Consider the following 26947-nt stretch of genomic DNA (forward strand, 5'->3'; position numbering starts at 1 on the left):
TGGAGGAAATAATGATGTCTAATCAAACAGATAACCTAATTAAAGGTGGAAGTTTTTTAATCGAGGATCTTTCCGCTAATCGAGTGTTTACTCCAGAGGATTATACAGATGAACATAAAATGATTGCAAAAACGACAGAGGAATTCGTCATAAATGAAGTGCTTCCAGAAGTGGAGCATTTAGAAAACCATGAATTTGATCGTACAGTCAAATTATTAAAGCAAGCGGGAGAGCTTGGACTACTAGGTGCCGATGTTCCCGAAGAATACGGCGGTTTAGCATTAGATAAGGTAAGCTCGGCGCTCATTGCTGAAAAAATGGCACGTGCAGGCGGATTCTCTATCTCCCACGGTGCACATGTAGGAATTGGATCCCTTCCCATCGTTCTATTCGGAACGGAGGAGCAGAAGAAGCAATATTTGCCGGATTTAGCTACTGGTGATAGGTTGGCAGCTTATGCTTTAACAGAGCCAGGATCAGGTTCGGATGCACTAGGTGCAAGAACAACAGCTAAACTGAATGCGGAAGGCACGCATTATGTTCTAAATGGTGAAAAGCAGTGGATTACGAACTCTGCATTTGCAGACGTATTTGTTGTTTACGCAAAAGTGGACGGAGAGCATTTCTCAGCCTTTATCGTAGAAAGAGAGTTCCCGGGAGTATCTGTTGGTCCTGAAGAAAAGAAAATGGGAATTAAGAGCTCATCCACTCGCACATTAATTCTCCAGGATGCACTTGTGCCAAAGGAAAACTTACTAGGAGAACTCGGCAGAGGCCATATTATCGCATTTAACATCTTAAACATCGGCCGCTATAAATTAGGGGTTGGGGCAGTAGGAGGTTCAAAACGGGCATTTGAAATTACGGTGCAGTATGCAAATCAGCGCCAGCAGTTCAAAACGCCAATCTCCCAATTTAATTTGACGAAGGAAAAGTTCGGAACAATGGCTTCAAAGATTTATGCTGCAGAAAGCTCTGTTTACCGTACAGTTGGCTTGTTTGAGGATCGCATGAGCAAACTGTCAGAAGAGGAAGTTAAAGATGGCAAGGAAGTGGCGAAATCCATTGCTGAATATGCCATTGAATGTTCACTAAATAAATTCTTCTCTACAGAAGTTCTTGATTACGTTGTGGATGAAGGTGTTCAAATTCATGGCGGTTATGGATTCATGGCTGAATACGAAATTGAAAGAGCGTATCGCGATTCCCGGATAAACCGAATTTTTGAAGGAACAAATGAAATTAACCGTTTATTAGTACCTGGCACCTATATTCGTAAAGCATTCAAGGGAGAGCTGCCATTATTCGAAAAAGCCACGGCACTGCAAGAGGAGCTCATGATGCTTATGCCTGAAGAGCCTGGTGATGAGCCTTTAGCTCAGGAGAAATATTTAGTGAAAAATGCAAAGAAAATTGGCTTGCTTGCTGCAGGATTAGCAGCCCAAAAATACGGCAAGGCTTTAGAAAAAGAGCAAGAGGTTTTAGTGAATATTGCAGACATTATTTCAAATGCATACGCAATGGAATCGGCAGTTCTACGTACCGAGAAAGCCATTGAGAAGACAGGACTGGAGAAGAACAAGCAAAAGCTTCTTTATACACAAATCTTCTGTCAGGAAGCTTTTAATAAAATTGAGCAGGATGCAAAAGAAACCCTTGTGGCTGTTGAAACGGGCGATGCTTTAAGAATGATGATTTCGGCACTGCGTAAATTCACCCGCCACACACCAATTAATGTAATCGCGAAGAAACGCGAAGCAGCTGAAAAAATAATTGAAGCAGAGCGTTTTGTTTTATAGCGAAATAAAATAATAAGGGTCTGGCGCTGTTGCTTCTAGCAATTGTGCCAGACCTTTTGGCTGTTGGAAAAAAACACATACAAAAAATAATTTTCAAATAAAGAAGGATTATAGGGAAGATTGTCGAATTATCCATTTGGTAGCCAAAGTTATGATTACATAAAAAATTATGGTACTATGTGATTTAATATGTGAAAATAATGGAATGATAATTTTGGTGGTGAAAAAATGGCTATGACATTTTATTGGTACCCGAAATGCGGTACTTGCCGAAAAGCTAAGAATTGGTTAGATGATCACCAATTTGCCTATGAAGCTGTACATATTGCTGATAATCCTCCTTCCCGCAGCGAGCTAGAGGACCTTTATAAAAAAAGCGGGTTGGACTTAAAAAAATTCTTTAACACGAGCGGCATGAAATACCGTGAACTCGGTTTAAAGGATAAGGTCAAATCTTCGTCCGATGACGAATTGCTTGATTTGCTGGCTACTGATGGAATGCTGATTAAGCGTCCAATTCTTACAGATGGCCAGAAGGTAACTGTTGGCTTTAAGGAAGAGGATTTCGAAAAATCATGGGCTTGAATTAAAAAAGGATTGAAAAACATCGTTCTTTTTGCCATGATGAAGGAAGAGATCGATTACACGATCAACTAAAGAACAATGGAGGGGTTTAGAATGAACACACCAAAAGAATTACGTTATTCAGAAGAGCATGAGTGGGTAAAAACAGAAGGCGAGCAAGTACGCATTGGAATCACTGACTTTGCTCAATCTGAGCTAGGTGACATCGTATTCGTTGAGCTTCCAGAAGTGGGAGACGAAGTAACAGCGGACGAGCCTTTCGGAAGCGTAGAGTCTGTTAAAACAGTATCTGAGCTTTATTCACCAGTAAGCGGAAAGGTTGTCGCAGTAAATGAAGATTTAAGCGATAGTCCTGAGTTCGTTAATGAATCTCCATACGAAAAAGCATGGATGATCGTTGTTGAGTTATCAGATTCAAATCTTGATAATTTAATGACAGCTGAACAATATGAAGCAATGGTAAAAGAAGATTAATAAATTAAGTAAATCTTGCATTTGGACATCTTACATAAGTCTGTTTGCATAGAAATGAAAGGGGTTTCCGCATTGGAAGCCTCTTTTTCTGTTTAATAAATAAATTCAAAAAGCATAAAGACATGTGTCAACCTAATAATAAATATAAAAAGAAGGAGTCCAACACCATTATCAAGAATATTGAATATGGTATAGTAAATATAAATTCCTTTTATGAAGATTAAAACTACAACTCAGTTCAGGTGATTATAATGGATGAGGCGGTTACGGATAAAGTTATTATTGTAGAGGGTACAACAGATAAGAGAAAAGTACAGGCGATAGTAAGTGAGCCAGTTGAGATTATTTGCACGAACGGAACGATAGGCGTCACAAAACTGGATGAATTGATTGATATGCTTTATGATAAAGATGTTTTTATATTAGTCGATGCAGATGCTGCAGGGGAAAAGCTTCGAAAGCAATTTAAAAGAGAATTTCCAGAGGCTGAGCACCTTTATATCGATCGTATGTATCGCGAGGTTGCTACGGCTCCTGAACATCATCTTGCTACCGTGTTATTATCGGCTAATATAGATGTATACACAGAGTTTTTGGATAAAGGATGATAGTCATTGCAGGAATGGTCACAGGAGGAAATTGAAAAGCTTATCAAGGATCGCAAATCAGGTTTGGTCTATCTGTATACTCCTTTATGCGGAACGTGTCAGCTAGCCAGTAAAATGTTAACAGTAATAGAACAACTGCTGCCTGATCAGCTAATGGGGAAAGCCGATTTAAACTATATGCCTGAATTCGCTGGAATTCTAGGGGTAGAAAGTGTTCCTTGCCTCATCATGATTAAGGACGGAAATATTCAAGAAAAACTTTACGCTTTTCATTCAGTTCCCTTTTTATTAGATAGAATAAAGAGTGTTCTATAAAAATACCAGGTCATATCGCCTGGCGATTTGAATCATAGGTAAGATAGAATTAGCATTATGTAGGACTAAAGAACCACAATAAGACAAAAAATGATGGAAGCTATAGATATTTCAAGTTTTAAAATGCAAATAAAGGATATATTTCTCGGGAAATGAAAGACAATGCTGAAAATAGTCGAGGCATTGTCTTTTTTTGTTTTTATCGTGTCGAACAGAAATAAGAGGGTTGTCTTTGCTTTTGTTGAATTTAAATAGTGAGAAGAAATAAATATGTTTGTTTTTAGAGGTGAAGGAAATGGAAAAGATGACTGATGCATTTATTGAAGAAGTCAAGAGTAGATCGCATTTACAGAAATTGTTAGTCCATTCCTCCTTTTCAATTTGTATCAAAGCCGGGGATGTTGAGGTTCCGATAAAATTTCTGGATGGCCATATTTCCATTTATCCCGATAATCAGAAACAACATTTCGATGCCATCATATCAGGATCCAAAGAAAGCATTCATTCCATATTAACAGGAAGTGAAAAGTTAAGAGAGGCGATACGTTGGAAGAAGGTATCAGTAGAATCAACCTTCCGTAAAATATTACTGTTAGAATCTCTTTTCTTTCTATGTAAAAAATAATTATTTAAATCAGAAATTTCTAAAATATGACTTGACCGCCTAAAATCATTATGATAATATCACTGTAATAACTTAAGTATAACAATTAAATATTCTTATCGAGAGAGGTGGAGGGACTGGCCCTACGAAGCCCGGCAACCGGTATATTACGCGGTGCCAATTCCAGCAGAGCAATTGCTCTGATAGATAAGAAGAGATGATATCAACCCTCTTCTTGTGAAGAGGGTTTTTTTCAACTCTTCTTTTTATAAGTAAAAATTCAAAATATTGTACATGAAAAAGGGAGAGATGAAACATGTCAGAGAAACAAAAAAACTATCGATTTGAAACTTTAGGAGTACATGGAGGACTACAGCCGGATCCTGTAACAGGAGCAAGAGCTGTGCCTATTTACCAAAACAATGCTTATCAATTTAAGAACACCGAACATGCAGCTAATTTGTTTGCATTAAAGGAACCTGGCTATATTTACACACGTATTCACAACCCAACTACTACTGTCTTAGAAGAAAGAGTTGCTTTGTTAGAAGGGGGAGTTGGTGCCCTTGCGGTAGCTAGTGGAATGGCCGCCATTACACTAGCTATTCTGAACATCGCTGAAGCTGGGGATGAAATTGTTTCAGCCGCGAACCTATATGGCGGAACTTATAATCTTTTTGCTGTAACACTGCCAAAATACGGCATTAAAGTAAAATTTGTCGACCCTGAGGATCCTGAAAACTTCCGAAATGCGATTACTGAAAAAACGAAGGCTGTCTTTGCTGAAACGATTGGGAATCCAAGCTTAAAGGTGTTAGATATTGAAAAGGTTGCGGAAATCGCACATGAGAATGGGGTTCCACTTATTATTGACAATACATTTGCTACTCCATACTTATGCAGACCGATAGAATTTGGAGCGGATATTGTCGTCCACTCCGCTACAAAATGGTTGTTAGGAAATGGAACAACAACTGGGGGAATTATTGTAGACGGTGGAAAGTTCGATTGGAATTCTCCAAAGTTCCCAGGATTCACTGAGCCGGACTCAAGCTATCATAATCTTGTTTACAGTGAGGCATTAGGGTCAGTTGCCTATATTATCAAAGCTAGAGTTCAGCTGTTGAGAGATTTAGGTCCTGCTTTAAGTCCGCAAAGCGCCTTCCAATTTGCACTTGGTCTTGAGACGCTTCATGTGCGGATGAAGGAGCATGTTGCCAATACAAAGAAAGTGGTAGAATACTTAGAAGCCCATCCAGCTATTAATTGGGTTCTATATCCAGGAAGTGAAAATCATCCGGATAAAGCATTAGTTGATAAGTATTTACCAAAGGGTGCGGGTTCTGTTGTCGTATTTGGTATTGAAGGCGGAAGAGAAGCCGGAGCGACTTTCATTAATAATCTTGAACTATGGGCGCATGTTGCAAACGTAGGTGATGCGAAAAGCTTAGTTATTCACCCGGCAAGTACAACGCATCAGCAGCTTGATACAGAAGGGCTGAAGGCTGCAGGTGTTCCTGAGGATCTAGTTCGTCTATCAATCGGAATTGAAAATGTTGAGGACCTTATCGAGGATTTAGAGCAAGCAATTGAAGCAGCAACAGGCGTTGCGTCGTTAACTGCAAAAGCATAATTATTTATGGCGTTCACATAAGTAAAAAGATAGATGATTCCAATATTTTACCGTTGACGCTCTCTATATACCATGATACGATATCAATCATGAATATTTGAAATGCTTAATCAGATTAATGTGTAAATTGAATATAGATGTAATGCTCTTATCAAGAGAGGTGGAGGGATGTGCCCGATGAAACCCGGCAACCGTCATTTTATGAAATGGTGCCAATTCACACAAAGCAGACTTGCTTTGGAAGATGAGGGGAAGGATAAATTTATTATGCCTTTCTGCTCATAACAGAAAGGCATTTTCTTGTTTGAGCATGAATAATTCTCTTTATTCATCTGTTATGATATTGTAAATGGGATTTAGAGAGGGTGAACAATTATGATCTCAATTAAAAATGCAAAAAAAATATATGCTACTAAGCAGGGCCAAGTCACCGCAGTAGACAACGTTAATTTAGAAATTAACGAAGGAGAAATCTTTGGTGTCATTGGCTATAGCGGAGCTGGAAAAAGTACATTAATTCGAATGCTAAATGGACTTGAAATTCCATCTAGCGGGAACGTTGTTGTGGCTAATAATAAAGTTTCACATATAAAAGGCAAGAGCCTAAGAAAAGCTAGACAGGATATCAGCATGATTTTCCAGCATTTCAACCTGCTCTGGTCTAGAACAGTTAGACAAAATATTGCATTTCCACTCGAAATTGCAGGTGTTGCGAAAGAGGAAAGATTAAAACGCGTAGATGAACTCATTAAGCTAGTTGGTCTTGAAGGAAGAGAGGATGCCTATCCATCTCAGCTAAGCGGAGGGCAAAAACAGCGTGTCGGCATTGCTAGAGCACTGGCTAACAATCCGAAAGTGTTGTTATGTGATGAAGCTACCTCTGCACTTGATCCGGAAACGACCGATTCAATTCTGGAATTATTAGTAGATATTAATGAAAGATTGGGATTAACGATTGTCCTGATTACACATGAAATGCATGTGATCCGTAAGATTTGCCATCGAGTTGCAGTGATGGAAAGCGGAAAAATAGTCGAAATTGGCCCAGTTTTAGAAGTATTTAAAAATCCGAAAGAACCAATTACAAAACGTTTTCTCCAGCAAGTAACTGAACCGGAGGAAACACATGAGACAATTGAACATCTTCTTGAGAAATATCCTGAAGGTCAAGTCGTTCAATTAACCTTTATTGGAGATTCTACAGGACAGCCTTTAATCACCGAATTAATTCGGAAATTCGATGTAACTGTGAATATTTTGCAAGGGAAAATTTCACATACACAAAATGGTTCGTATGGTACCCTTTTTATCCATTTGGAAGGGACTGAATCAGAGGTTGCAAGTGCCATTGAGTTTATTGGCTTGCAGCAAGTGGGTGTGGAGGTGATTGCAAATGGCTGAATTTATCGAGATGATTAAATGGGAAAAATTAATCATTGCTACTAAAGAAACTATTTATATGACAAGTATTTCCGTCCTTGCTACATTTATTATTGGGTTATTACTTGGATTGCTGTTGTTTTTGACAGATAAAGGGAATGTGTGGGAGAATAAGTTTTTCAACACAATCATTGCTGCGGTAGTAAATGTTTTTAGATCGATTCCTTTTATTATCTTAGTTATCTTATTAATTCCTTTTACAAGATTATTGCTTGGAACTATACTTGGAGCAAACGCTGCATTGCCAGCACTTATTATAGGAGCAGCTCCTTTTTATGCAAGGATGGTTGAAATTGCATTGAGGGAGATCGATAAAGGTGTCATAGAAGCATCGCAATCGATGGGGGCTAGCCATAGTCAAATTATTTTTAAAATACTAATCCCTGAATCTTTACCAGCATTAATATCCGGAATCACAGTTACTGCTATATCATTAGTAGGCTTTACGGCAATGGCAGGGGTCATTGGTGCAGGTGGTTTAGGTCACTTCGCCTATCTTGAAGGTTTTCAGCGCAATAATTCAGTTGTTACATTAGTAGCAACGATAGCCATTGTAATAATAGTGTTTATTATCCAATTCATTGGAGATTATTTTACTAAGAAAACAGACAAAAGATGATTAAGGAGAGAAAAAAATGAAAAAAGTACTTAGTTTTTTAGTTATCGCTTTACTATCAGTTGCTTTAGCAGCTTGCGGCGGTAAGAAAGAAGAGCCTACAACAGAAGGCGGAAATAAGAAATTAGTAGTTGGTGCTTCCGCCGTTCCACACGCAGAAATTCTAGAAGAAGCAAAACCTTTATTAGCTGAAAAAGGCATTGATTTAGAAATTCGAGTATTTACAGATTATATTTTGCCAAATGTGACGTTAAGAGATAAAGAGCTTGATGCGAACTACTTCCAAACACCTGGCTATCTTGCTCTTCAAATGGAAGAAAACAAAGATTATGATTTTGTAAGTGTTGGTGAAATTCATCAAGAGCCAATCGGGGTTTATTCGAAGAAATATAAAAGCTTAAAAGATCTTCCAGACGGTGCCAAAATTATTATGAGTGATTCATTTAGTGACCACGGCCGTATCTTGCCAATTTTTGAAAGAGAAGGCGTTATTAAATTGAAAGAGGGAGTCGGAGCTTCTGCAAGAGTTGAAGACATTGTTGAAAATCCGAAGAACCTAGATTTCTCTACATTAATTGAAGCGAAATTACTAGCTACTTCGTTTGAAAGCGGAGAAGGAGATGCTGTTGTCATCAACACGAACTATGCGCTTGAAGGCGATGTGAATATTAAAGAAGATGGGGTAGCATTCGAAGGCAGTGATGTTGTTCCTGCAAACTTAGTCGTTGTTCGTTCTGAGGACAAAGACCGCGAAGAAATTAAAGCATTAGTAGAAGTACTTAAGTCAAAAGAAATCCAAGACTTTATTCAAGAGAAATACCAAGGTGCCGTAACTTCAGTTCAATAATACGCGCCCAAAAAGCAGACACAAGTTGTCTGCTTTTTTTCGTGTCTATCATAATAAAAATAATGATATTTTGAGCATGATATGAATGTAAGCGTTTAAATGGCGAATTTTAAGTTCTCTGCAAAAAAAATCGTTTTATATCGACATTGTCATTGAAAAGTTGTGGATGTAAAATTTCTATATGAATTTAAATTGCTTTGTCGAAAGGATTGGTTTTTATTAACCAGCTGCACTTAAATTATACGCACGGTATGGAGAAAGCAATGCGTGGAGCCCATGGTGTCGGATATGCATTGTATAGCCAAAAACACGATGTACGACTGAAGGTTGAAAAAAAGCGACAAGAAGAATATATAAAAAGCCAGCGAATGCTTGCAGATTTCGAAAGAAAGATTCATTCATAAAATCAAACATATATTAATGAAGAAAAAGGGGATTAAGTATTCAATACTAATTCTCTTTTTTTTTTGCAATAAGTGCGAAAAAGCATGGCAATTTCATTTATACATGAACATAATGGATAAGGGTAACATTAAAAGATGGAATCTAAAAAAGTAATTCGTTCACCCTGAAAAATGGTACTATGTTTACAATACAATCGTAGTGTTAACTTATCGAAAGAGTTGCTAATACTTTTCATTTGTTATAAGATTGTAATGAGAATAAAATGAGAATAGAGGGTTGCGGCGCTTCGTCGTAAGATAAAATCTTCTTTTATTGATGGAGGTATAGTAATGGCAGGTTCTAAATTAACAATTAATGATCTTCATGTTGAAATTGAAGGCAAAGAAATATTAAAAGGTGTAAATCTTGAAATCAAGGGCGGGGAAATCCATGCCATCATGGGACCTAACGGAACAGGGAAATCTACACTTTCCTCTGCAATCATGGGTCATCCAAAATATGAAGTAACAAAAGGAAGCGTTACTTTAGATGATGAAGATGTTCTTGAGATGGAAGTTGATGAGCGTGCGCGTGCAGGCCTATTCTTAGCTATGCAATATCCTAGTGAAATTAATGGTGTGACAAATGCAGACTTTTTGCGTTCAGCTATTAATAGCCGTCAAGATGAAGGAAATGAAATTTCATTAATGAAGTTTATCCGTAAAATGGACAGCCAAATGGAATTCCTTGAAATGGATCCGGATATGGCACAGCGTTACCTAAATGAAGGTTTCTCTGGCGGAGAGAAGAAGCGTAATGAAATTCTTCAGCTAATGATGCTTGAGCCTAAGATTGCTATCTTAGACGAGATCGATTCAGGTCTTGATATTGACGCATTAAAGGTTGTTTCTAATGGAATCAATCAAATGCGCGGAGAAAATTTCGGCTGCTTAATTATTACACACTACCAACGTCTTCTGAACTACATCACTCCAGACCATGTCCATGTTATGATGCAAGGACGCATCGTAAAATCAGGCGGTCCTGAGCTAGCACAGCGCCTTGAGGCAGAAGGATATGACTGGATTAAGCAAGAGCTAGGTATTGAAGATGAAACGGTTGGCCAAGAAGCGTAATTGTTAGGAGGATCCTTTATGTCGACAGAAACAAAATTATTTGGCAAGGAGTATGTAAGCTCCTTCTCAAAAGATATGGGTGAACCAGCATGGCTGACAGAGTTTCGCTTGAAGGCCCTTGAAAACTCTGAGAATCTGCCAATGCCAAAACCTGATAAAACGAGTATAAAAAACTGGAACTTAACACAGTTCGAGCAGCATATTGTAGGCAGTGAAGACTACACTTCTTTAAATGAGCTTCCGGAAGATGTAAAAACATTAATTAAGCTCGAAGCTGCAGAACAAAATTTATATATTCAACGTAACAATAGACCAACATACATTTCTGTTTCAAAAGAACTGCAGGATAAGGGTGTTATATTCACAGACATCTTTACAGCAGCGAGAGAGCATAGTGATTTACTCCAAAAGTATTTCATGACTGAGGGAGTAAAAGCAGATGAGCATAAATTAACCGCATTACATGCAGCCTTAGTAAATGGCGGAGTTTTCCTATACGTGCCAAAAAATGTCGAAGTTGCTGAACCAATTCAGGCAGTTTTTGTTCATGATAACGAAAAGGCAACTCTTTTTAATCACGTGATTGTTGTTGCTGAGGATAATAGTTCTGTTACTTATGTTGAAAACTATGTATCCACAATGGAAGCTGCTAGCGGCGTATTTAATATTGTAACGGAGGTTCTAGCTAAGTCTGGTGCTAAAGTTCAATATGGCGCAGTTGATACACTTGCAAAAGGTCTAACTGGATATGTTAACCGCCGTGGTGTAGCTGGAAGAGACTCTCGTATTGAGTGGGCACTTGGATTAATGAATGACAGCAACACGATCTACGAAAATGTTACAAACTTGATGGGCGATGGCTCATTTGGTGATACGAAAACAGTTGTTGTAGGACGCGGAGATCAGACGCAAAACTTTACAACAAGCATCGTTCATTTTGGAAAAAATACAGAAGGCTTTATCTTGAAGCATGGTGTGATGAAGGATTCTGCTACATCCATCTTTAACGGAATTGGAAAGATTGAACACGGCGCTTCTAAATCCAATGCGGTACAAGAATCACGCGTTCTAATGCTAAATGAAAAAGCGCGTGGAGACGCGAACCCAATTCTATTAATCGATGAAGATGATGTAACAGCTGGGCACGCAGCATCTGTTGGTCGTGTAGATCCGCTTCAACTCTATTATTTAATGAGCCGCGGAATACCAAAGGCTGAAGCAGAGCGACTTGTCATTCATGGATTCCTTGCACCTGTTGTAACTGCACTTCCGATTGAGGGAGTTAGCAAGCAGCTTGTGGAAGTTATCGAAAGGAAAGTAAGATAATGAATATCCAGGATATTCGCAAACAATTTCCAATTTTACATCAAGAGGTCAATGGGAACCCGCTTGTTTATCTGGACAGTGCTGCTACATCACAGAAGCCAATTCAGGTTATCGAAGCGGTAGATAAATATTATCGTGAATATAACTCAAATGTACACAGAGGCGTTCATACGCTTGGAACGAGAGCGACTGACGGCTATGAAGGTGCAAGAGAAAAAGTACGAAAATTTATCAATGCGAAATCAACGGAAGAAATTATTTTTACTAGAGGAACAACGACAGCCCTTAATTTGGTTGCTTCAAGCTATGCGAGAGCAAACCTTAAAGAGGGCGATGAAATTGTTATCTCATATATGGAGCATCATAGTAATATCATTCCTTGGCAGCAAGTGGCGAAACATACAGGTGCTGTTCTGAAATATATACCTCTTCAAGAGGATGAAACGATTTCTCTTGCTGATGTGAGAGAACTTGTCACAAGTAATACGAAGATCGTATCCATTATGCATGTTTCCAATGTACTTGGTGTTGTGAACCCAGTTAAAGAAATTGCGAAAATTGCTCATGAAAATGGAGCTATCATGGTTGTGGATGGCGCGCAAAGTGCACCCCATTTAAAAGTGGATGTCCAAGATTTAGACTGTGATTTCTTTGCTTTATCAGGTCATAAGATGTGCGGCCCGACAGGCATTGGCGTCCTATATGGGAAAAAGCAGTTTCTTGAGAACATGGAACCAATCGAATTTGGCGGGGAAATGATTGATTTTGTCGGATTATACGAATCTTCTTGGAAGGAACTCCCTTGGAAGTTTGAAGGCGGCACGCCGATTATTGCCGGAGCAATTGGACTAGGCGCCGCTATTGATTTCCTTCAAGAGATTGGATTAGAAAATATTGAGGCTCATGAGCATAAGCTTGCGGCTTATGCATTGGAGAAAATGTCACAGGTTGAGGGCATCACGATTTACGGACCGAAGGAAGCATCGAAGCGTACGGGTGTTGTTACTTTTAACCTTGATGATGTTCACCCTCATGACGTTGCAACTGTATTGGATGCTGAAGGAATAGCTGTCCGTGCTGGCCATCATTGCGCACAGCCGCTAATGAAATGGCTGAAAGCTTCGGCGACAGCGCGAGCAAGCTTCTATCTGTACAATACAGAAGAAGAGATTGATAAGCTTGTGAAAGGGCTTGTCAAAACAAAGGAGTATTTCAGCGATGTCTTCTAATAATTTAGATACTCTATACAGACAAGTAATCATGGACCATTACAAAAATCCCCGTAATAGAGGGGTCCTGGAAGATGATAGCTTAACGATTAATATGAATAACCCGACATGCGGGGACCGTATTCAATTAACTTTAAAGCTTGATGAGGGAAAAGTAGTGGATGCGAAATTCGAAGGGGAAGGCTGCTCGATTTCCATGTCTTCAGCTTCCATGATGACACAAGCAATAAAAGGCTTAAACATTGAAGACGCATTGAAGCTTTCAGAGGTTTTCTCACATATTATGCAGGGAAAAGAGTATGATGTTGATTTAGACCTTGGAGATATCGAAGCTTTGCAAGGTGTTGCCAAATTCCCAGCACGAATTAAATGTGCAACACTAGCGTGGAAGGCAATGGAAAAAGGCTTGAAAGAATAACGAATAATTTAATGCTGTCTTGGGCTTAAAATATTTTTGCAATAGGGGAATGATCTCTCCTATTGCAACGAATGGAGGAATACGACGATGGCAAAAAAGATGCCAGAAATCGGCGATTATAAATATGGTTTTGCCGACAAAGACGTTTCCATTTTCCGATCAAAACGCGGACTGACAAAAGAAATTGTTGAAGAAATTTCGAAGATGAAGGAAGAGCCACAATGGATGCTTGACTTCCGTTTGAAATCTTTAGAGCATTTCTACAGCATGCCAATGCCGCAGTGGGGCGGAGATTTAGCGTCATTAAACTTTGATGAAATTACGTATTATGTAAAACCATCTGAGAAAACTGAGCGTTCTTGGGATGAAGTTCCTGAAGAAATCAAGCAAACGTTTGATAAGCTTGGAATTCCAGAAGCGGAACAAAAGTATTTAGCAGGGGTTTCTGCTCAATACGAATCAGAGGTTGTTTACCATAACATGCAGGAAGATCTTGTAGCACAAGGAATCGTATTTAAAGATACAGATTCTGCTTTACGTGAAAATGAAGACATTTTCCGTGAGCATTGGGCGAAGGTTATTCCTCCAACAGACAATAAGTTTGCTGCCCTGAACTCAGCTGTTTGGTCTGGCGGATCTTTCATCTACGTTCCAAAAGGAATTAAGGTTGAAACGCCATTACAGGCTTATTTCCGTATCAACTCTGAAAACATGGGTCAGTTTGAGCGTACACTAATCATTGTTGATGAAGGCGCACATGTTCACTATGTAGAGGGTTGTACAGCTCCTGTTTATACAACAAATTCACTTCACAGTGCTGTTGTAGAAATCATCATTAAGAAGGATGCGTATTGCCGCTATACAACAATCCAGAACTGGGCAAACAACGTTTATAACCTTGTAACAAAGCGTGCTGTTTGTGAAGCGAATGCTACAATGGAGTGGATCGACGGAAACATCGGTTCCAAATTAACGATGAAATACCCAGCTGTTATTTTAAAAGGAGAAGGCGCTCGCGGTATGACTCTTTCCATCGCATTAGCAGGTAAAGGTCAGCACCAGGATGCAGGGGCAAAAATGATTCACCTTGCACCAAATACTTCTTCAACGATCGTATCGAAATCAATTTCTAAGCAAGGCGGTAAAGTAACATACCGCGGAATCGTTCAATTCGGCCGTAAAGCAGATGGTGCACGTGCGAATATCGAGTGTGATACGTTAATTATGGATAATCAATCAACTTCTGATACGATCCCATACAACGAAATCATGAACGATAACATCTCTTTAGAGCACGAAGCGAAGGTGTCTAAAGTTTCTGAAGAGCAATTATTCTACCTCATGAGCCGCGGCATTTCCGAGGAAGAAGCAACTGAAATGATCGTAATGGGCTTCATCGAGCCATTTACGAAAGAACTTCCAATGGAATATGCAGTTGAGATGAACCGCTTGATTAAGTTCGAGATGGAAGGTTCAATCGGCTAATATAATACGAAAATCCGCTTGCCATCATTGGCGGCGGATTTTTTCTGATTAACATGTTCATAAGCGTGAAAACACGAAATCGTTTCAATAAACCTTCTAAATGCACGCTAAACTTGAAATATGCACGTTAAATTTGGTATATGCACGATAATCTGGTTATATGCACGATAATCCCGATATATGCACGATAATCAAATTATATGCACGAAAACAGTATAGCACAAACATTTATAAAGTATGCTAATAAGTTCACAAGGAGGTGCCTCTATGATTCTAATCGGTGTAACAGGATGGGGAGATCATGATAGCTTATATACTCAAAATATTTCTCCAAGAGATAAATTAAAGGAATATAGCGGATATTTTCCTACAGTAGAGGTGGACGCATCATTCTATGCCGTCCAGCCGAAGAGAAATTCGGAGAGATGGGTGAAAAACACTCCTGAATCCTTTCAATTTATCGTAAAAGCCTACCAAGGTATGACTGGTCACGAAAGAGGGGAAATTCCTTTTCAAGATAAGGATGAAATGTTTACAGCTTTTAAAGACTCTTTGCAGCCTTATATAGAAGGAAATAAATTAGCGATGGTCCTTTTTCAATTTCCGCCTTGGTTTGACTGTAAGAAGCCGAATGTAGATTATTTGCGCTGGTGTAAGGAAAAGATGGGGGATCTTCCTTGTGCGCTGGAATTCAGGCACCAATCATGGTTTAAACCCGAGTACAAGGAAAAGACTATTCAATTTATGAAAGAAGAAAATTGGATCCATTCTATTTGTGATGAACCTCAGGCTGGATCGGGCTCCGTACCAACTGTGTTAGAAACGGCTAATAATGAAAAAGTGCTTATTCGCTTTCATGGCAGGAATGTACACGGCTGGCAAAAGAAAACCGCTGATAACTGGCGGGAAGTCAGATACTTATATCGCTATAACAATCAAGAGCTTTCTGAATGGGTCAAACACATTAAGAAATTGAAAAAAGGATGCCAAACGGTATATATCGTTTTTAACAATAATTCTGGCGGAGACGCAGCCGATAATGCCTTACAGCTAATTGATTTATTGAATATAGAATACAATGACTTAGCCCCAAGGCAATTAAATCTTTTTTAAACTGACTGCGATGTAAAATATTCCACAAACTAGTCTACTCATAAATACACGCTTTCCCTTAGCTGTGCATACTTTGTTATGGGAAGGGAAAGGAGTGTTTATTTCATTGATTGATTTAAAGCCGATAGACATTCAGGGACACTCATTTCTATGTGTCTCTGTGCAATTGCCCAAAACAAATTTACTTGTTGTGACAAACGATAAAGGATATATTATGTGCGGTGCTCTAGATGTCGCATTATTAAATGAGAAGCTTAAAGACCGGAAAGTCATTGCAGGAAGAGCGGTGGGTGTGAAAACGATCGATCAGCTTCTTAATGCTCCACTTGAATCAGTCACATATGAAGCCGAGGCTTTGGGCATCCATAAAGGGATGGTTGGAAGAGAGGCGCTATTGAAGATGATTTAGGCATCCTGTTGAAGGTGCCTCTTTTTTATGTCTAATTTATAACTCTTATCCCATCTTTTTATAAAAAAACAGGACCTTTGTAGGTTGAAATATTCGGCCTCAAAAGGTTAATGTAGAAATAATAGGAAAAATGTCGCAATAAGTAGAAAAATATTCTAATTTTTCATGCAGATAATGGAACTTCACAATGAAAAGGTGTATTTCATGAGATTAGTTACAACAACTTCAATCGAGGCCGGTGCAGTCCTTGCAAAACCTATTTACAATGAAAAGGGTCAAGTGTTATTAAATGAAGGAATAACATTAAAAGAATCATTGATTCGGCGCCTTAAGGATTTAGGCATTAGTTATATTTTTATAAAAGAAGACGGAACAGAAGATATAGAGTATTACGGAAGCATATCAGATACTAAGCGTCTGGAAGCTATTCAAACGATCAGCAGCACGTTTCAGGAAATTCAAAGTGTCTCGAATCTTACTGGTTCCTTTGTTGTTGATAAGGCTTCAAAGCGATTATCTGACATCATCCGCAGTCTTTTAACAGAAATAAAGGAGAAAAAGGAATTACTAAATCTTCTTTCAGATGCATTTACACATGATAATTATATATTTATTCATTCACTAAATGTCACTCTTTATTCCTTAGCGATTGGAATGGAATTAAAGCTAACGGCTAAAGAGCTTGAAATATTAGGCCTTGGGGCAATTTACCATGATATTGGAAAGCTCAAGGTCCCGTTAGAAATCCTCTTAAAACCTGAAAAGCTAACGGATCATGAGTTTGAAGCTATAAAAAAGCACGCGGAGGATGGATTTGAAATTTTAAGAAAGGTACATACCATCCCTCTTTTAGTGGCTCATTGCGCCTATCAGCATCATGAAAGAATGAACGGGTCAGGCTATCCAAGAGGATTGCTAGGACCGGATATTCATTATTTCGGAAAAATAATTGCTGTGGCAGATGTGTTTGATGCAGTTACCTCTAATCGAGTTTATAGAAAAGCGATGCTCCCAAGTGAAGCGCTCGAAATCCTTTATGCTGGTTCGGGAGCATTATTTGATCAAAAGGTGATTGAAGCCTTTCGCTTAGCGGTTGCTATTTATCCAGTTGGTTTGTCGGTCGTTCTTAATGATGGACGAAAAGGAATTGTTTGCGGACAAAATACGGGATTGGGTGACCGCCCAATTATTAGAGTCATGGAGTATCATGGTGAAAAAGTAACTCCTTATGAGATTGATTTAAAGCAGGAGCTGAACGTCATTATTATTAGCTGTGATACCACTTTTAATTGATCAACTTAAAACAAAGGTTTTATTTGTAGTTGAAGAAAAAACTTGAGCTGTAAATTGAATAATATTTATTAAGACCTTTTCTAATATAGAAGGGTCTTTTTTGGCTATAGAAATTTAACGCTTCAGTACCATATTTATAGTAAAAAGTACTATAAAATCAACAAATTTACGAAACTATTTTAAAAAAGTGATACTATTGGGAAAATATTGTTTTGACAGACTAATTGAAAAATAATATACTATCAATATATTAAACAAATAGTCAGAAATGTTTTAATTCCTAATCTATTTGTTTAAAATTAGGAAATTAGTCTGACTTGTAATAGGAGGTTGCAGATAGATTTTTCTAAACTATTAATCTAACTCAAAAGATCCTTCTATGTTACAAAATGTTTGGACAATCAGAATAGAAAAAAAGGGGGAAACAAAATGGTTTTCAAGAAAAAAATCACATCAGTCTTAATGGCTACAACATTAATGGCTGGTATTCTTGCTGGCTGCAGCGGCAGTAAGGAAGCAGATTCAGGCGGTTCAAGTTCCAAGGGTGGAGATACAATTAAAATTGGAGCTAACTTAGAACTTTCAGGCGGTGTTGCATCTTACGGTTCAGGAATTGCTTCTGGGGTTGAGCTAGCTGTTGAAGAAATCAACGCGGCTGGCGGTGTAGATGGCAAGAAAATCGAACTTGTAAAAGTTGATAATAAATCAGATGCAGCTGAAGCAACAAATGCTGCTATTAAATTAACGAGCCAAGATAAAGTTACGGCAATCATCGGTGCAGCTACAAGTGGAAATACAGTAGCACAAGCCCAAATTGCTAACGATAATAAGACTGTTCTAATCTCACCATCTGGTACAAGCCCAACTGTTACTGTACGTGAAGATGGATCTGTAAATGAGTTCGTATTCCGTACGGCATTTATTGACCCATTCCAAGGAACAGTTGCAGCTAACTTTGCTTTAAATGATGCTAAAGTAAAAAATGCAGCAATCTTTGCTGATAATGCAAGTGATTATGCAAAAGGACTTGCCGCTTCATTTAAAGAAACTTTTGAAGCAGCTGGCGGTACAATTGTTTCAGAAGAGTCATATGTAGCTAAGGATACAGACTTCCGTTCAACATTAACTCGTATTAAAGCTTCTAATCCAGAATTCATTTTCATTCCTGGATACTATGAAGAAGTAGGTCTAATTGTTAAACAAGCTAGAGAAATGGGTATTACAGTTCCTTTAATGGGAGCAGATGGCTGGGATTCTCCTAAGCTAGTGGAATTAGCTGGTGCAGATGCATTAAATAATACGTTCATTATTAACCACTACTCTGCTGAAGATCCAGACGCAACGATCCAAAAGTTTGTTAAAGCTTACGGAGACAAGAATAGCGGTAAATCACCAGATGCTTTCAACGCACTTGGTTATGACACTGTATACCTTCTTGTAGATGCAATGAAACGTGCTGGCACTACATCTGATTCAGAGAAAATTAAAGATGCTCTTGCTGCGACAAAGGATTTAGCATTAATCACTGGTACGATTACAGTTGACGAAAATCACCACTTAATTAAATCAGCATCCGTTCTTGAATATGTGGATGGAAAGCAGAAATTCAAAACAAAAGTTAATCCTTAAGATTAACCACAGCAAATGGGGGGATTATCCTATCCCCCCATTTTCCATTCTTAATGGTAAAAATTTTGTCGAAAAGCAGTCAAAGCTATTAAATTAATTGGTTCAGCACCCATGCTTTTCTATTAAGGGAGTGAGTATTCATGGAATGGTTACAGCAATTAATTAACGGTATTTCACTCGGCAGTATTTATGCGTTAATTGCATTAGGCTATACGATGGTTTATGGAATTATTAAATTAATAAACTTTGCGCATGGCGATGTTTTTATGATCGGTGCGTTTATTGGATTTTATGCAATCGCAGGCTGGGGATTAGGATTTTTCCCGGCATTATTAATCGCGATGACAGCTTGTGCGATTTTTGGGGTTCTCATTGAGAGAATTGCCTATAAGCGCCTCCGCAATGCAACTCGAATAGCCGCTTTAATTACGGCAATCGGAGTTTCCCTTCTTATCGAATATGGAGTAATTTACATTCGAGGTGCGCAGCCAGAAGCTTATCCAAATGTTTTAGCAAACAAATCCTTTAATGTATTTGGTGCTCAAATCAGCAGCCAATCTCTATTAATTCTCTCCGTTTCTATTATTCTAATGCTAATTTTGCAATTCATCGTCCATAAAACCAAAATTGGTAAGGCGATGCGTGCGGTGTCACATGATATGGACGCAGCCCGTTTGATGGGGATTAATGTAAACAATACGATTTCTGCTACATTTGCTATTGGTTCAGCGATGGCAGGAGCTGCAGGTGTTATTTTTGGTGTGTATTACACAAAAATTGAACCACTAATGGGAATTATTCCGGGATTAAAGGCATTCGTTGCCGCTGTTTTAGGAGGAATCGGGATTATTCCGGGAGCGATGGTTGGCGGACTTGTGCTTGGAATCGTTGAAACAGTTGTTAGCGCTTTCGGTTTCTCTTTATGGAGAGATGCAGCAGCATTTATTATTCTCATTTTAATCCTATTATTTAGACCGTCGGGCATCTTCGGTAAAAATGCTAGAGAGAAAGTGTAGGTGAAAAATTCTATGAAAAAGGCAAAAGGATTTTGGCTATTTTTAATTTTATCTGTCATCGTCTATGGGGTTGCGCAATTTCTAATTGGTGCTGGAATCTTAAACCCGTTTTATTCAAATACACTCATCTTTATAGGCATTAACATCATCTTAGCAGTCAGCCTTCACTTAGTTATAGGAGTTACAGGGCAATTTTCGATTGGACATGCTGGATTTTTGGCGGTAGGGGCTTATATTTCAGCTATATTTACGATGAAGCTTCATCTTCCACTCCCAATTGCGTTAATAGCGGGCGGACTCATGGCAGCAATTGCGGGACTTATCGTTGGGATTCCGAGCCTTCGTTTAAAAGGTGACTATTTGGCCATTGCTACTTTAGGTTTTGCGGAAATTATCAGGATTGTATTCCTGAATATTGATTATGTTGGTGGAGCCGCCGGTATGCAGGTTTCCCATTTAACGACTTGGACCTATACGTTCATCTGTCTGTTTGTAACGATTTTGGTCATCATGAACTTTACGAATTCAAGACATGGACGAGCGTGTATTTCTGTTCGTGAAAATGAAATTGCAGCGGATGCGATGGGGATCAACACGACCTATTATAAGGTTATCGCGTTTGCACTCGGCTCGTTCTTTGCCGGCATTGCGGGTGGTTTGTATTCTCATAACTTCTATATTATTCAGCCAACAAACTTCGGATTCTTAAAATCCTTTGATATTTTAATATTTGTTGTACTTGGCGGGCTTGGAAGCTTATCAGGAGCGGTTATTTCAGCGATATTATTAACATTAGTGTCAACCTTCTTGCAGGATTACCCGGAAACTCGGATGATTATGTACAGTCTTGTGTTAGTTATCGTGATGTTATATCGTCCTCAAGGCTTAATGGGTACACGTGAAATCACTGATTTATTTAAGTGGAAAAGCGCGAAAGGAGGTAGCTAGCATGGGCAATACACCATTACTTCAGGTTAAAGAAGCAGGTATTCAATTTGGCGGATTAAAAGCTGTTCAAGGTTTTAGCATGGAAATTAACCGAGGTGAGCTAGTTGGGCTAATTGGACCGAACGGTGCTGGAAAAACAACAAGCTTTAACTTACTGACTGGTGTTTATGTGCCAACAGAAGGTGACATTCTTTTTGAAGGAAAACGTCTAAATGGGTTGCCTCCCTATAAGGTGACGCGCCTAGGAATTAGTCGTACCTTCCAAAATATTCGTCTTTTCAATGAACTTTCTGTTCTGGATAATGTTAAGGTAGCTTATCATTCTTTAGCGAAGCATTCGATTGTAAGCTCGATTTTCCGTCTTCCATCTCATTTCTCGGGAGAAAAGGAGATGGAGGAAAAGTCAATTGAGTTTCTAAAGATTTTTCAATTAGAAAATTTTAAGGATGAAAAGGCAAAAAACCTCCCTTATGGTCAGCAAAGGAGATTGGAAATTGCGAGGGCACTAGCAGCAGGTCCAAAGCTTCTATTGCTTGACGAGCCAGCAGCCGGGATGAACCCGCAGGAGACGCATGAGCTTATGGAGTTAATTGCTTTTATCCGTAATGAATTTGATTTGACGATTTTATTGATTGAACATGATATGAATTTAGTTATGGGTATTTGTGAAAGAATTTATGTACTGGACCATGGACAGCTTATTGCGGCGGGAACACCGGAAGAAATTCGTAATCATCCGAAAGTCATCGAGGCTTACTTAGGTGAGGAGGTTACAAAAGATGCTTAAGGTAGATAAAATTGACGTGTTTTATGGGAATATACAAGCTCTTAAAGGGGTTTCTTTAGAAGTTAACGAGGGCGAAATTGTTACCCTTATTGGTGCGAATGGAGCTGGAAAAAGTACTCTGCTGAAAACCTTATCCGGACTTCTAAAGCCAAAAAATGGAACCATCCAATATTTAGGTGACTCTATTGGCGGAAAGGCTGCTCAGGGGATTGTGAAGGCGGGGATCTCACATGTACCAGAGGGACGGCGTGTATTTGCAAACATGACCGTTGAGGAGAACTTAGAGTTAGGGGCTTTCTTGAGAAAAGATTCTAAAGAAATTCATAAGGATATCGAAAAGGTGTATGAAACTTTCCCACGGTTGAAAGAGCGACGTAAACAGTTATCAGGGACACTTTCAGGCGGAGAGCAGCAAATGCTGGCAATGGGAAGAGCGATTATGGCAAGACCGAAGCTTCTTTTACTTGATGAGCCTTCAATGGGACTTGCTCCTTTAATGGTTAAAACGATCTTCCAAATAATCGAAGAAATTAACAGTGAAGGAACAACAGTTTTGCTAGTAGAACAAAACGCACATATGGCTTTATCCATTGCTAACCGCGCCTATGTCATCGAAACAGGACGCGTAACGGTTTCAGGTACTGCCGCCGAGCTGCAGGCCAGCGAAGAAATCAAGAAAGCTTACTTAGGTGGGCATTAATAATAAAGCTTTGTTAAAAGGGGACCAACTCCAAGAGTCAGTCCCCTTTTTTTATTTTTTCCTGTTCCGTTCCTGTCTTTCCCATAACCTTAAATGGGGATACGGGTCAAATGACCATTCTGTAAAGCCATTGTCTTTGTAAATTCCGTAATGTAAATGTGGCGGGAATTTTCCTGAAGTCCCAGGAGGCCCATAACCAGAACTTCCAACACCGCCGATTAGCATACCGGGCTCGACAATTTGTCCTAGCTTTAAATCCTTCGCAAAACCACTTAAATGGGCAAAATAATGATAGTTATTATTAATATCCCGAATACCAATTCGCCAGCCGCCGAATCGATTCCAGCCCTTCATTTCAACAATTCCATATGCTGTTGCTCTAACAGGAACCCCGTACCCGGCAAAAATATCCGTGCCTTCATGAATTCTTCTGCCACCCCAGCCTCGAGCAGCACCCCATGTGTTTTTATAAGTATAGTGGCTTCTTAATGGAAGCGGGAATACCCGTTCATCTAGATCCAATCTTCCAAAATGCTTGTAAAGCCTTGCTTTCCCAATAATGATGCTCACTGTTTTATCACGCTTATAATAATCCCATAAGCCGATTTTGATATTATCATGATCTATTCCATATGAAAGAAGATGTTGAGCGAACGTATAGAGAACATCCACATCATTCGTCAAGCTTGCTTTCCCATCCCCATCGCCATCCATTCCCTTTCCATTAAAAAGCTGTATGGATAATGGATGTTCGTCAGCTGGATCCGGATTTAGAGGTCCTGCCCACTCTTCAGGCTTGATATAGATGCCTGTTAGTCCTTCAGCTTTTGGGATATTACTTCTAGTTTGCCTTACATTTCGTTCATATTGGTCAATTCCGGCAAGATAATACCAGGGAATGTGTGTGACCGCTTCAATCCTTTTATATAATTCCATCCGGCTTCTATATACTTCATTCCCAACTGTTTGTGCTTTTCCGATCCAAGGAGAAAATAAAGAAAAAAGCAATGTTAGAATAACAGCTAATTTAATCCTCAAAGTAATCCTCCCTTCCTCACATATATGCTTATTTAGTTTGTGATTATTGGAGAAATAAATATATATCAATTAATGGTAATCAAAACATTCCAACTTGTCCTAGGCTTTTTCATGTGTTACAGTTGCATCATATACAGGAATTCAGGCACCATGCCACAAAAGGGAGTGGAATGAGAGTGAGTACGAAAGAGGAATACATACGTAAGCCGGAATGGCTGAAAATAAAGCTGAACACGAATGAAAACTATACCGGTTTAAAGAAAATGATGAGGGAAAATAACCTTAATACAGTTTGCGAAGAAGCAAAATGTCCGAATATTCATGAATGCTGGGCTGTTAGAAGAACGGCTACCTTCATGATTCTAGGGGATACTTGTACACGTGCCTGCCGTTTCTGTGCGGTCAAAACAGGATTGCCAACTGAATTGGATTGGCAGGAGCCGGAAAGAGTCGCAGATTCTGTTGTGAAGATGAACTTAAAGCATGTCGTTGTAACAGCAGTGGCAAGGGATGATCAGAAAGACGGCGGGGCAGCTGTTTTTGCCGAAACTGTCAGAGCGATTAGAAGAAAGAACCCATTCACAACAATTGAAGTATTGCCTTCAGATATGGGTGGCGTATATGAAAATCTAAAAACATTGATGGATGCGCGCCCAGATATATTAAACCATAATATAGAAACGGTTGAGCGCCTTACTCCAAGAGTGAGAGCACGTGCTAAATATAATCGCTCATTAGAATTCTTAAAACGGGCAAAAGAAATGCAGCCAGATATTCCGACAAAGTCCAGCTTAATGATTGGACTTGGAGAAACGAAAGAGGAAATAATTGAAACGATGGACGCTTTAAGAGCCCATCATGTTGATATTATGACGATTGGCCAATATTTACAGCCATCGAAAAAGCATCTGAAAGTAGTAAAATATTACCATCCAGATGAGTTCCAAGAATTGAAAGAAATTGCTTTAAGCAAAGGCTTTAGTCACTGTGAGGCTGGTCCTCTTGTACGTTCTTCCTACCATGCAGATGAACAAGTAAATGCTGCTGCTAAGCGTCAGCAGGAACTTGGAGAAATCAAGCTTAAAGAAGCATAAAAAGTAAAAGGGTTCAGCAGCCAATACTGAACCCTTTTTTTTAACGATTAATTCCCTCGCCCGGTAATTCTCCATTTGCATTTTCACCATTCTCCATCTTTTTCCCTTGAGGAGATTTCAGCATTTCTTTTATTACTTTGGTGAGGCCGAAATTCACATTTTTTGTATTCGGACTGTTCGTTGCAAAGTTTTCAACATAGGGACGCAATGCTGTATTATCACTTACATATACATGGTACGATCTAGGAACGACAGACATGGCTGTTTTCTTCACCTGGTCAGCAATCATGTTGCGATTATCTGAATCTGTATGATAAATGACCAGCACTTCTTTATCAGTCACAAGTGTAGATATATCGTTTACATTTGGAATATCTGTACAGTAGCCAGAAATGATATCAGCTAATTGCTCCTTATTGATGGTTCCATAATTAACATTGGAAACCCTGTCGCCTAAAACGGGGCTTTTTTGGTGGCGGACATAACCAAAGTTATTTATTGTACCATTATTATTCGTGTTCCTAACATTTCTGTTATTCGCGTTGTTTCCATTGTTATATTGATTATATAGCTCAGGGCGCTGATTATTTACATTCAGGGTGTTGCCGCTTCTTTCGTAAATTCCATCGTTTTCATTTGCCATATTATTGTTTTGACAAGCAGTTAGCGCTGTAAGGCTGCATATCCCTAAGATGATCAATGATTTTCTAATGTGAAGCACCTCCTTGCTTATAGAATAACCAGCCAAATATTTTTTTCTCTTAGAAATTGATGGGCTATCAGTTATAATTTAAATAAGAAATACTTTCGGAATACAAACATTTCCAATATAATGGGGATGATAGACGCTGTTTTTAAACTGAGGTGATAGATGTGATTTGTGTTAATAACGTTTGCTATGAGGTAATTGAAGATATACGAGATGGTTTTAATGAAGAAGCATTTCGAGGCAGATATAGCGATATTTTAAACCGGTATGATTATATTGTAGGGGATTGGGGTTATGGCCAGCTAAGGCTGCGCGGCTTCTTTGACGATCAAAATCAGAAAGCCACCTTTGATACGAAAATTAGTACATTATCGGAATACTTGTATGAATTTTGCAATTTTGGCTGTGCCTATTTTGTGGCGAAAAAAGTAAATAAGTAAAGATGAAAAGGGCTATACTAAATCTAAGCTGCCAGACCCATATTAATTAAAGCGAGGTAACTTTGTCCTTCTAAAGGTGACAGAAGATTCCTCGCTTTATTTACTAGCGCCCGATTTTTTTAATTGGCTTTTTGAAAATTAAATAAATTCGCATTGTTGACAATCTCAGATATATAGCCCATCGTAATTTTTACAGCCTCTTGAAACTCGTAGCTTTTGCGATTATTTAAGATATTGGTGAACATTCCCTGCCAAATTAAAATCGTTAATTCATTAATTGAATCAACGTTTTCCTCTTTAATTAATCCTTCTTTCAGTGCAATTTCCAAAAAGGATCGTCCTCTTTTTGACACATTACGTTCAAATAGGATTGATTTAAGTTCCTCCGGGATATTAATTAAATCAGAAGGGTAGATTTTATAATAATCTTCAAGCAGTTTTTCTGGTTGATCTCCTAAGTCCATAATGAATACCGCATGGAAAATTTGCGGTTGTTTAAAGGAGTGATTACAAAAACATTCCCAGGCTAATAAATACTTTTCGAGCGGATCCTTCCCTTTTTCAATATAAAGTGATACCTCATCTGTGTAGTTTTTCATAAATTTCATCGAAGCGAAAAAAATCAAATGGGAAATCTCCGAAAAGTAGTTATAAATCGTTGCACTATTATAGCCTGCTTTATCTGCCACTTTCCTGATTGTTACATTTTCTAATCCTTCTTCTTCAATAATTTCGGCAGTTGCGTCTACAAAGTATTTCCACATACGTCCCATTTGAATTTCCTTTTTTTTCATATCTAATCTCCCCCTAAATTTATAAGTTATTTTAAATGATTCTTCCAAGTAAATCGTTGCCTTTTTCCAGTACTTACA

Annotated in this window: 29 protein-coding genes and 2 riboswitches; of the genes, 26 read left to right on the plus strand and 3 right to left on the minus strand. The window is 38.7% G+C overall.

All coding sequences use genetic code 11. The features are described from left to right. Nucleotides 1-14 precede the first annotated feature (14 nt). The 24 genes from AR328_RS05260 to AR328_RS05375 all read left to right on the plus strand — a co-directional run bounded on the left by AR328_RS05260 (nucleotide 15) and on the right by AR328_RS05375 (nucleotide 22794). Nucleotides 15-1799: an acyl-CoA dehydrogenase family protein gene (locus AR328_RS05260; protein WP_066291211.1), complete on the plus strand. Its 1785-nt coding sequence runs from the start codon at nucleotides 15-17 to the stop codon at nucleotides 1797-1799. A 228-nt stretch (nucleotides 1800-2027) separates the two neighbouring features. Further along, nucleotides 2028-2384, plus strand: coding sequence for an arsenate reductase family protein (locus tag AR328_RS05265; protein WP_066291214.1), 357 nt, complete (start codon nucleotides 2028-2030; stop codon nucleotides 2382-2384). A 93-nt stretch (nucleotides 2385-2477) separates the two neighbouring features. Beyond that, complete coding sequence (gcvH, locus tag AR328_RS05270; protein WP_066291217.1) at nucleotides 2478-2858, plus strand: glycine cleavage system protein GcvH; 381 nt, start codon at nucleotides 2478-2480, stop codon at nucleotides 2856-2858. Between the two features lie 251 nt (nucleotides 2859-3109). Further along, entirely contained in the window at nucleotides 3110-3466 is a 357-nt protein-coding gene (locus AR328_RS05275) for a toprim domain-containing protein (RefSeq protein WP_066291218.1), read from the plus strand. Nucleotides 3467-3472: 6 nt separating this feature from the next. Continuing rightward, nucleotides 3473-3781, plus strand: coding sequence for a thioredoxin family protein (locus AR328_RS05280; RefSeq protein ID WP_066291223.1), 309 nt, complete (start codon nucleotides 3473-3475; stop codon nucleotides 3779-3781). A 295-nt stretch (nucleotides 3782-4076) separates the two neighbouring features. Beyond that, nucleotides 4077-4406 (plus strand): hypothetical protein, encoded by a 330-nt coding sequence (locus tag AR328_RS05285; RefSeq protein WP_066291232.1) that lies wholly within the window; start codon nucleotides 4077-4079, stop codon nucleotides 4404-4406. Between the two features lie 92 nt (nucleotides 4407-4498). After that, nucleotides 4499-4599, plus strand: a riboswitch (SAM riboswitch). A 102-nt stretch (nucleotides 4600-4701) separates the two neighbouring features. Then, complete coding sequence (locus tag AR328_RS05290) at nucleotides 4702-6018, plus strand: O-acetylhomoserine aminocarboxypropyltransferase/cysteine synthase family protein (protein WP_066291236.1); 1317 nt, start codon at nucleotides 4702-4704, stop codon at nucleotides 6016-6018. 145 nt (nucleotides 6019-6163) lie between these two features. Next, nucleotides 6164-6269: riboswitch (SAM riboswitch) on the plus strand. 124 nt (nucleotides 6270-6393) lie between these two features. Then, nucleotides 6394-7419, plus strand: a complete 1026-nt coding sequence (locus AR328_RS05295) for a methionine ABC transporter ATP-binding protein (protein ID WP_066291238.1) — start codon at nucleotides 6394-6396, stop codon at nucleotides 7417-7419. Next, complete coding sequence (locus AR328_RS05300; protein ID WP_066291244.1) at nucleotides 7412-8077, plus strand: methionine ABC transporter permease; 666 nt, start codon at nucleotides 7412-7414, stop codon at nucleotides 8075-8077. Before AR328_RS05295 ends, AR328_RS05300 begins: the two co-directional genes overlap by 8 nt. A 16-nt stretch (nucleotides 8078-8093) precedes the next feature. Next, nucleotides 8094-8921 carry a MetQ/NlpA family ABC transporter substrate-binding protein gene (locus AR328_RS05305; protein ID WP_066291246.1) on the plus strand — a complete coding sequence of 276 codons (828 nt, stop codon included), beginning with the start codon at nucleotides 8094-8096 and terminating at the stop codon, nucleotides 8919-8921. A gap of 263 nt (nucleotides 8922-9184) precedes the next feature. Beyond that, nucleotides 9185-9325: a hypothetical protein gene (locus tag AR328_RS05310; RefSeq protein WP_197414424.1), complete on the plus strand. Its 141-nt coding sequence runs from the start codon at nucleotides 9185-9187 to the stop codon at nucleotides 9323-9325. 330 nt (nucleotides 9326-9655) lie between these two features. Continuing rightward, nucleotides 9656-10441, plus strand: coding sequence for a Fe-S cluster assembly ATPase SufC (gene sufC, locus AR328_RS05315; protein WP_066291253.1), 786 nt, complete (start codon nucleotides 9656-9658; stop codon nucleotides 10439-10441). 18 nt (nucleotides 10442-10459) lie between these two features. After that, a complete protein-coding gene (sufD, locus tag AR328_RS05320) occupies nucleotides 10460-11767 on the plus strand; it encodes a Fe-S cluster assembly protein SufD (protein ID WP_066291260.1) in 1308 nt (435 codons plus the stop codon). Continuing rightward, nucleotides 11767-12996, plus strand: coding sequence for a cysteine desulfurase (locus tag AR328_RS05325; RefSeq protein ID WP_066291263.1), 1230 nt, complete (start codon nucleotides 11767-11769; stop codon nucleotides 12994-12996). Before sufD ends, AR328_RS05325 begins: the two co-directional genes overlap by 1 nt. Continuing rightward, nucleotides 12986-13414 carry a Fe-S cluster assembly sulfur transfer protein SufU gene (sufU, locus tag AR328_RS05330; protein ID WP_066291269.1) on the plus strand — a complete coding sequence of 143 codons (429 nt, stop codon included), beginning with the start codon at nucleotides 12986-12988 and terminating at the stop codon, nucleotides 13412-13414. The genes AR328_RS05325 and sufU overlap by 11 nt, the downstream gene beginning before the upstream one ends. A gap of 87 nt (nucleotides 13415-13501) precedes the next feature. Further along, on the plus strand, nucleotides 13502-14899 hold the full coding sequence (gene sufB, locus AR328_RS05335; RefSeq protein WP_066291271.1) for a Fe-S cluster assembly protein SufB: 1398 nt from the start codon (nucleotides 13502-13504) through the stop codon (nucleotides 14897-14899). A 267-nt stretch (nucleotides 14900-15166) separates the two neighbouring features. After that, nucleotides 15167-16012: a DUF72 domain-containing protein gene (locus tag AR328_RS05340; protein ID WP_066291278.1), complete on the plus strand. Its 846-nt coding sequence runs from the start codon at nucleotides 15167-15169 to the stop codon at nucleotides 16010-16012. A gap of 106 nt (nucleotides 16013-16118) precedes the next feature. Beyond that, nucleotides 16119-16421 carry a YunC family protein gene (locus AR328_RS05345; RefSeq protein ID WP_066291283.1) on the plus strand — a complete coding sequence of 101 codons (303 nt, stop codon included), beginning with the start codon at nucleotides 16119-16121 and terminating at the stop codon, nucleotides 16419-16421. 204 nt (nucleotides 16422-16625) lie between these two features. Beyond that, nucleotides 16626-17714: an HD-GYP domain-containing protein gene (locus tag AR328_RS05350; protein WP_066291286.1), complete on the plus strand. Its 1089-nt coding sequence runs from the start codon at nucleotides 16626-16628 to the stop codon at nucleotides 17712-17714. A gap of 429 nt (nucleotides 17715-18143) precedes the next feature. Further along, on the plus strand, nucleotides 18144-19343 hold the full coding sequence (locus AR328_RS05355; protein ID WP_066291294.1) for an ABC transporter substrate-binding protein: 1200 nt from the start codon (nucleotides 18144-18146) through the stop codon (nucleotides 19341-19343). A gap of 140 nt (nucleotides 19344-19483) precedes the next feature. Beyond that, the gene (locus tag AR328_RS05360) at nucleotides 19484-20359 is read left to right on the plus strand and encodes a branched-chain amino acid ABC transporter permease (protein WP_066291300.1); all 876 of its coding nucleotides are present in this window, start codon (nucleotides 19484-19486) and stop codon (nucleotides 20357-20359) included. Between the two features lie 12 nt (nucleotides 20360-20371). Continuing rightward, nucleotides 20372-21307, plus strand: coding sequence for a branched-chain amino acid ABC transporter permease (locus AR328_RS05365; protein WP_066291302.1), 936 nt, complete (start codon nucleotides 20372-20374; stop codon nucleotides 21305-21307). 1 nt (nucleotide 21308) lies between these two features. Next, nucleotides 21309-22094 (plus strand): ABC transporter ATP-binding protein, encoded by a 786-nt coding sequence (locus tag AR328_RS05370; RefSeq protein WP_066291304.1) that lies wholly within the window; start codon nucleotides 21309-21311, stop codon nucleotides 22092-22094. Continuing rightward, nucleotides 22087-22794: an ABC transporter ATP-binding protein gene (locus AR328_RS05375; protein WP_066291311.1), complete on the plus strand. Its 708-nt coding sequence runs from the start codon at nucleotides 22087-22089 to the stop codon at nucleotides 22792-22794. The genes AR328_RS05370 and AR328_RS05375 overlap by 8 nt, the downstream gene beginning before the upstream one ends. Nucleotides 22795-22845: 51 nt before the next feature. Here the strand turns inward: AR328_RS05375 and AR328_RS05380 are convergent, their stop codons facing one another. Next, a complete protein-coding gene (locus AR328_RS05380; protein WP_066291938.1) occupies nucleotides 22846-23802 on the minus strand; it encodes a M23 family metallopeptidase in 957 nt (318 codons plus the stop codon). A 200-nt stretch (nucleotides 23803-24002) separates the two neighbouring features. Here AR328_RS05380 and lipA point away from each other — a divergent pair, with 200 nt between their 5' ends. Continuing rightward, nucleotides 24003-24926 carry a lipoyl synthase gene (lipA, locus tag AR328_RS05385; RefSeq protein WP_442854432.1) on the plus strand — a complete coding sequence of 308 codons (924 nt, stop codon included), beginning with the start codon at nucleotides 24003-24005 and terminating at the stop codon, nucleotides 24924-24926. A gap of 40 nt (nucleotides 24927-24966) precedes the next feature. Here the strand turns inward: lipA and AR328_RS05390 are convergent, their stop codons facing one another. After that, entirely contained in the window at nucleotides 24967-25674 is a 708-nt protein-coding gene (locus AR328_RS05390; protein ID WP_331457153.1) for a YhcN/YlaJ family sporulation lipoprotein, read from the minus strand. 125 nt (nucleotides 25675-25799) lie between these two features. Here AR328_RS05390 and AR328_RS05395 point away from each other — a divergent pair, with 125 nt between their 5' ends. Further along, nucleotides 25800-26075, plus strand: coding sequence for a YutD family protein (locus tag AR328_RS05395; protein ID WP_066291321.1), 276 nt, complete (start codon nucleotides 25800-25802; stop codon nucleotides 26073-26075). A 119-nt stretch (nucleotides 26076-26194) separates the two neighbouring features. Here AR328_RS05395 and AR328_RS05400 read toward each other — a convergent pair whose 3' ends face one another. Beyond that, nucleotides 26195-26869 carry a TetR/AcrR family transcriptional regulator gene (locus AR328_RS05400; protein WP_066291325.1) on the minus strand — a complete coding sequence of 225 codons (675 nt, stop codon included), beginning with the start codon at nucleotides 26867-26869 and terminating at the stop codon, nucleotides 26195-26197. Between the last annotated feature and the right edge of the window lie 78 nt (nucleotides 26870-26947).

It is taken from the genome of Bacillus sp. FJAT-29937, from assembly GCF_001509555.1.
GTDB lineage: Bacteria > Bacillota > Bacilli > Bacillales > Cytobacillaceae > Cytobacillus.

Excerpts from the sequence above, each read along its gene's own strand:
- AR328_RS05365 (WP_066291302.1), top strand. The coding sequence starts at position 20,372 with ATGAAAAAGGCAAAAGGATTTTGGCTATTTTTAATTTTATCTGTCATC.
- AR328_RS05260 (WP_066291211.1), top strand. The coding sequence starts at position 15 with ATGTCTAATCAAACAGATAACCTAATTAAAGGTGGAAGTTTTTTAATC.
- lipA (WP_442854432.1), top strand. The coding sequence starts at position 24,003 with ATGAGAGTGAGTACGAAAGAGGAATACATACGTAAGCCGGAATGGCTG.
- AR328_RS05285 (WP_066291232.1), top strand. The coding sequence starts at position 4,077 with ATGGAAAAGATGACTGATGCATTTATTGAAGAAGTCAAGAGTAGATCG.
- sufD (WP_066291260.1), top strand. The coding sequence starts at position 10,460 with ATGTCGACAGAAACAAAATTATTTGGCAAGGAGTATGTAAGCTCCTTC.
- AR328_RS05400 (WP_066291325.1), bottom strand. The coding sequence starts at position 26,869 with ATGAAAAAAAAGGAAATTCAAATGGGACGTATGTGGAAATACTTTGTA.
- AR328_RS05375 (WP_066291311.1), top strand. The coding sequence starts at position 22,087 with ATGCTTAAGGTAGATAAAATTGACGTGTTTTATGGGAATATACAAGCT.
- AR328_RS05310 (WP_197414424.1), top strand. The coding sequence starts at position 9,185 with ATGCGTGGAGCCCATGGTGTCGGATATGCATTGTATAGCCAAAAACAC.
- AR328_RS05325 (WP_066291263.1), top strand. The coding sequence starts at position 11,767 with ATGAATATCCAGGATATTCGCAAACAATTTCCAATTTTACATCAAGAG.
- AR328_RS05340 (WP_066291278.1), top strand. The coding sequence starts at position 15,167 with ATGATTCTAATCGGTGTAACAGGATGGGGAGATCATGATAGCTTATAT.
- AR328_RS05275 (WP_066291218.1), top strand. The coding sequence starts at position 3,110 with ATGGATGAGGCGGTTACGGATAAAGTTATTATTGTAGAGGGTACAACA.
- sufC (WP_066291253.1), top strand. The coding sequence starts at position 9,656 with ATGGCAGGTTCTAAATTAACAATTAATGATCTTCATGTTGAAATTGAA.
- AR328_RS05300 (WP_066291244.1), top strand. The coding sequence starts at position 7,412 with ATGGCTGAATTTATCGAGATGATTAAATGGGAAAAATTAATCATTGCT.
- AR328_RS05360 (WP_066291300.1), top strand. The coding sequence starts at position 19,484 with ATGGAATGGTTACAGCAATTAATTAACGGTATTTCACTCGGCAGTATT.
- sufU (WP_066291269.1), top strand. The coding sequence starts at position 12,986 with ATGTCTTCTAATAATTTAGATACTCTATACAGACAAGTAATCATGGAC.
- AR328_RS05265 (WP_066291214.1), top strand. The coding sequence starts at position 2,028 with ATGGCTATGACATTTTATTGGTACCCGAAATGCGGTACTTGCCGAAAA.
- sufB (WP_066291271.1), top strand. The coding sequence starts at position 13,502 with ATGGCAAAAAAGATGCCAGAAATCGGCGATTATAAATATGGTTTTGCC.
- AR328_RS05295 (WP_066291238.1), top strand. The coding sequence starts at position 6,394 with ATGATCTCAATTAAAAATGCAAAAAAAATATATGCTACTAAGCAGGGC.
- AR328_RS05370 (WP_066291304.1), top strand. The coding sequence starts at position 21,309 with ATGGGCAATACACCATTACTTCAGGTTAAAGAAGCAGGTATTCAATTT.
- AR328_RS05350 (WP_066291286.1), top strand. The coding sequence starts at position 16,626 with ATGAGATTAGTTACAACAACTTCAATCGAGGCCGGTGCAGTCCTTGCA.
- AR328_RS05355 (WP_066291294.1), top strand. The coding sequence starts at position 18,144 with ATGGTTTTCAAGAAAAAAATCACATCAGTCTTAATGGCTACAACATTA.
- AR328_RS05305 (WP_066291246.1), top strand. The coding sequence starts at position 8,094 with ATGAAAAAAGTACTTAGTTTTTTAGTTATCGCTTTACTATCAGTTGCT.
- AR328_RS05290 (WP_066291236.1), top strand. The coding sequence starts at position 4,702 with ATGTCAGAGAAACAAAAAAACTATCGATTTGAAACTTTAGGAGTACAT.
- gcvH (WP_066291217.1), top strand. The coding sequence starts at position 2,478 with ATGAACACACCAAAAGAATTACGTTATTCAGAAGAGCATGAGTGGGTA.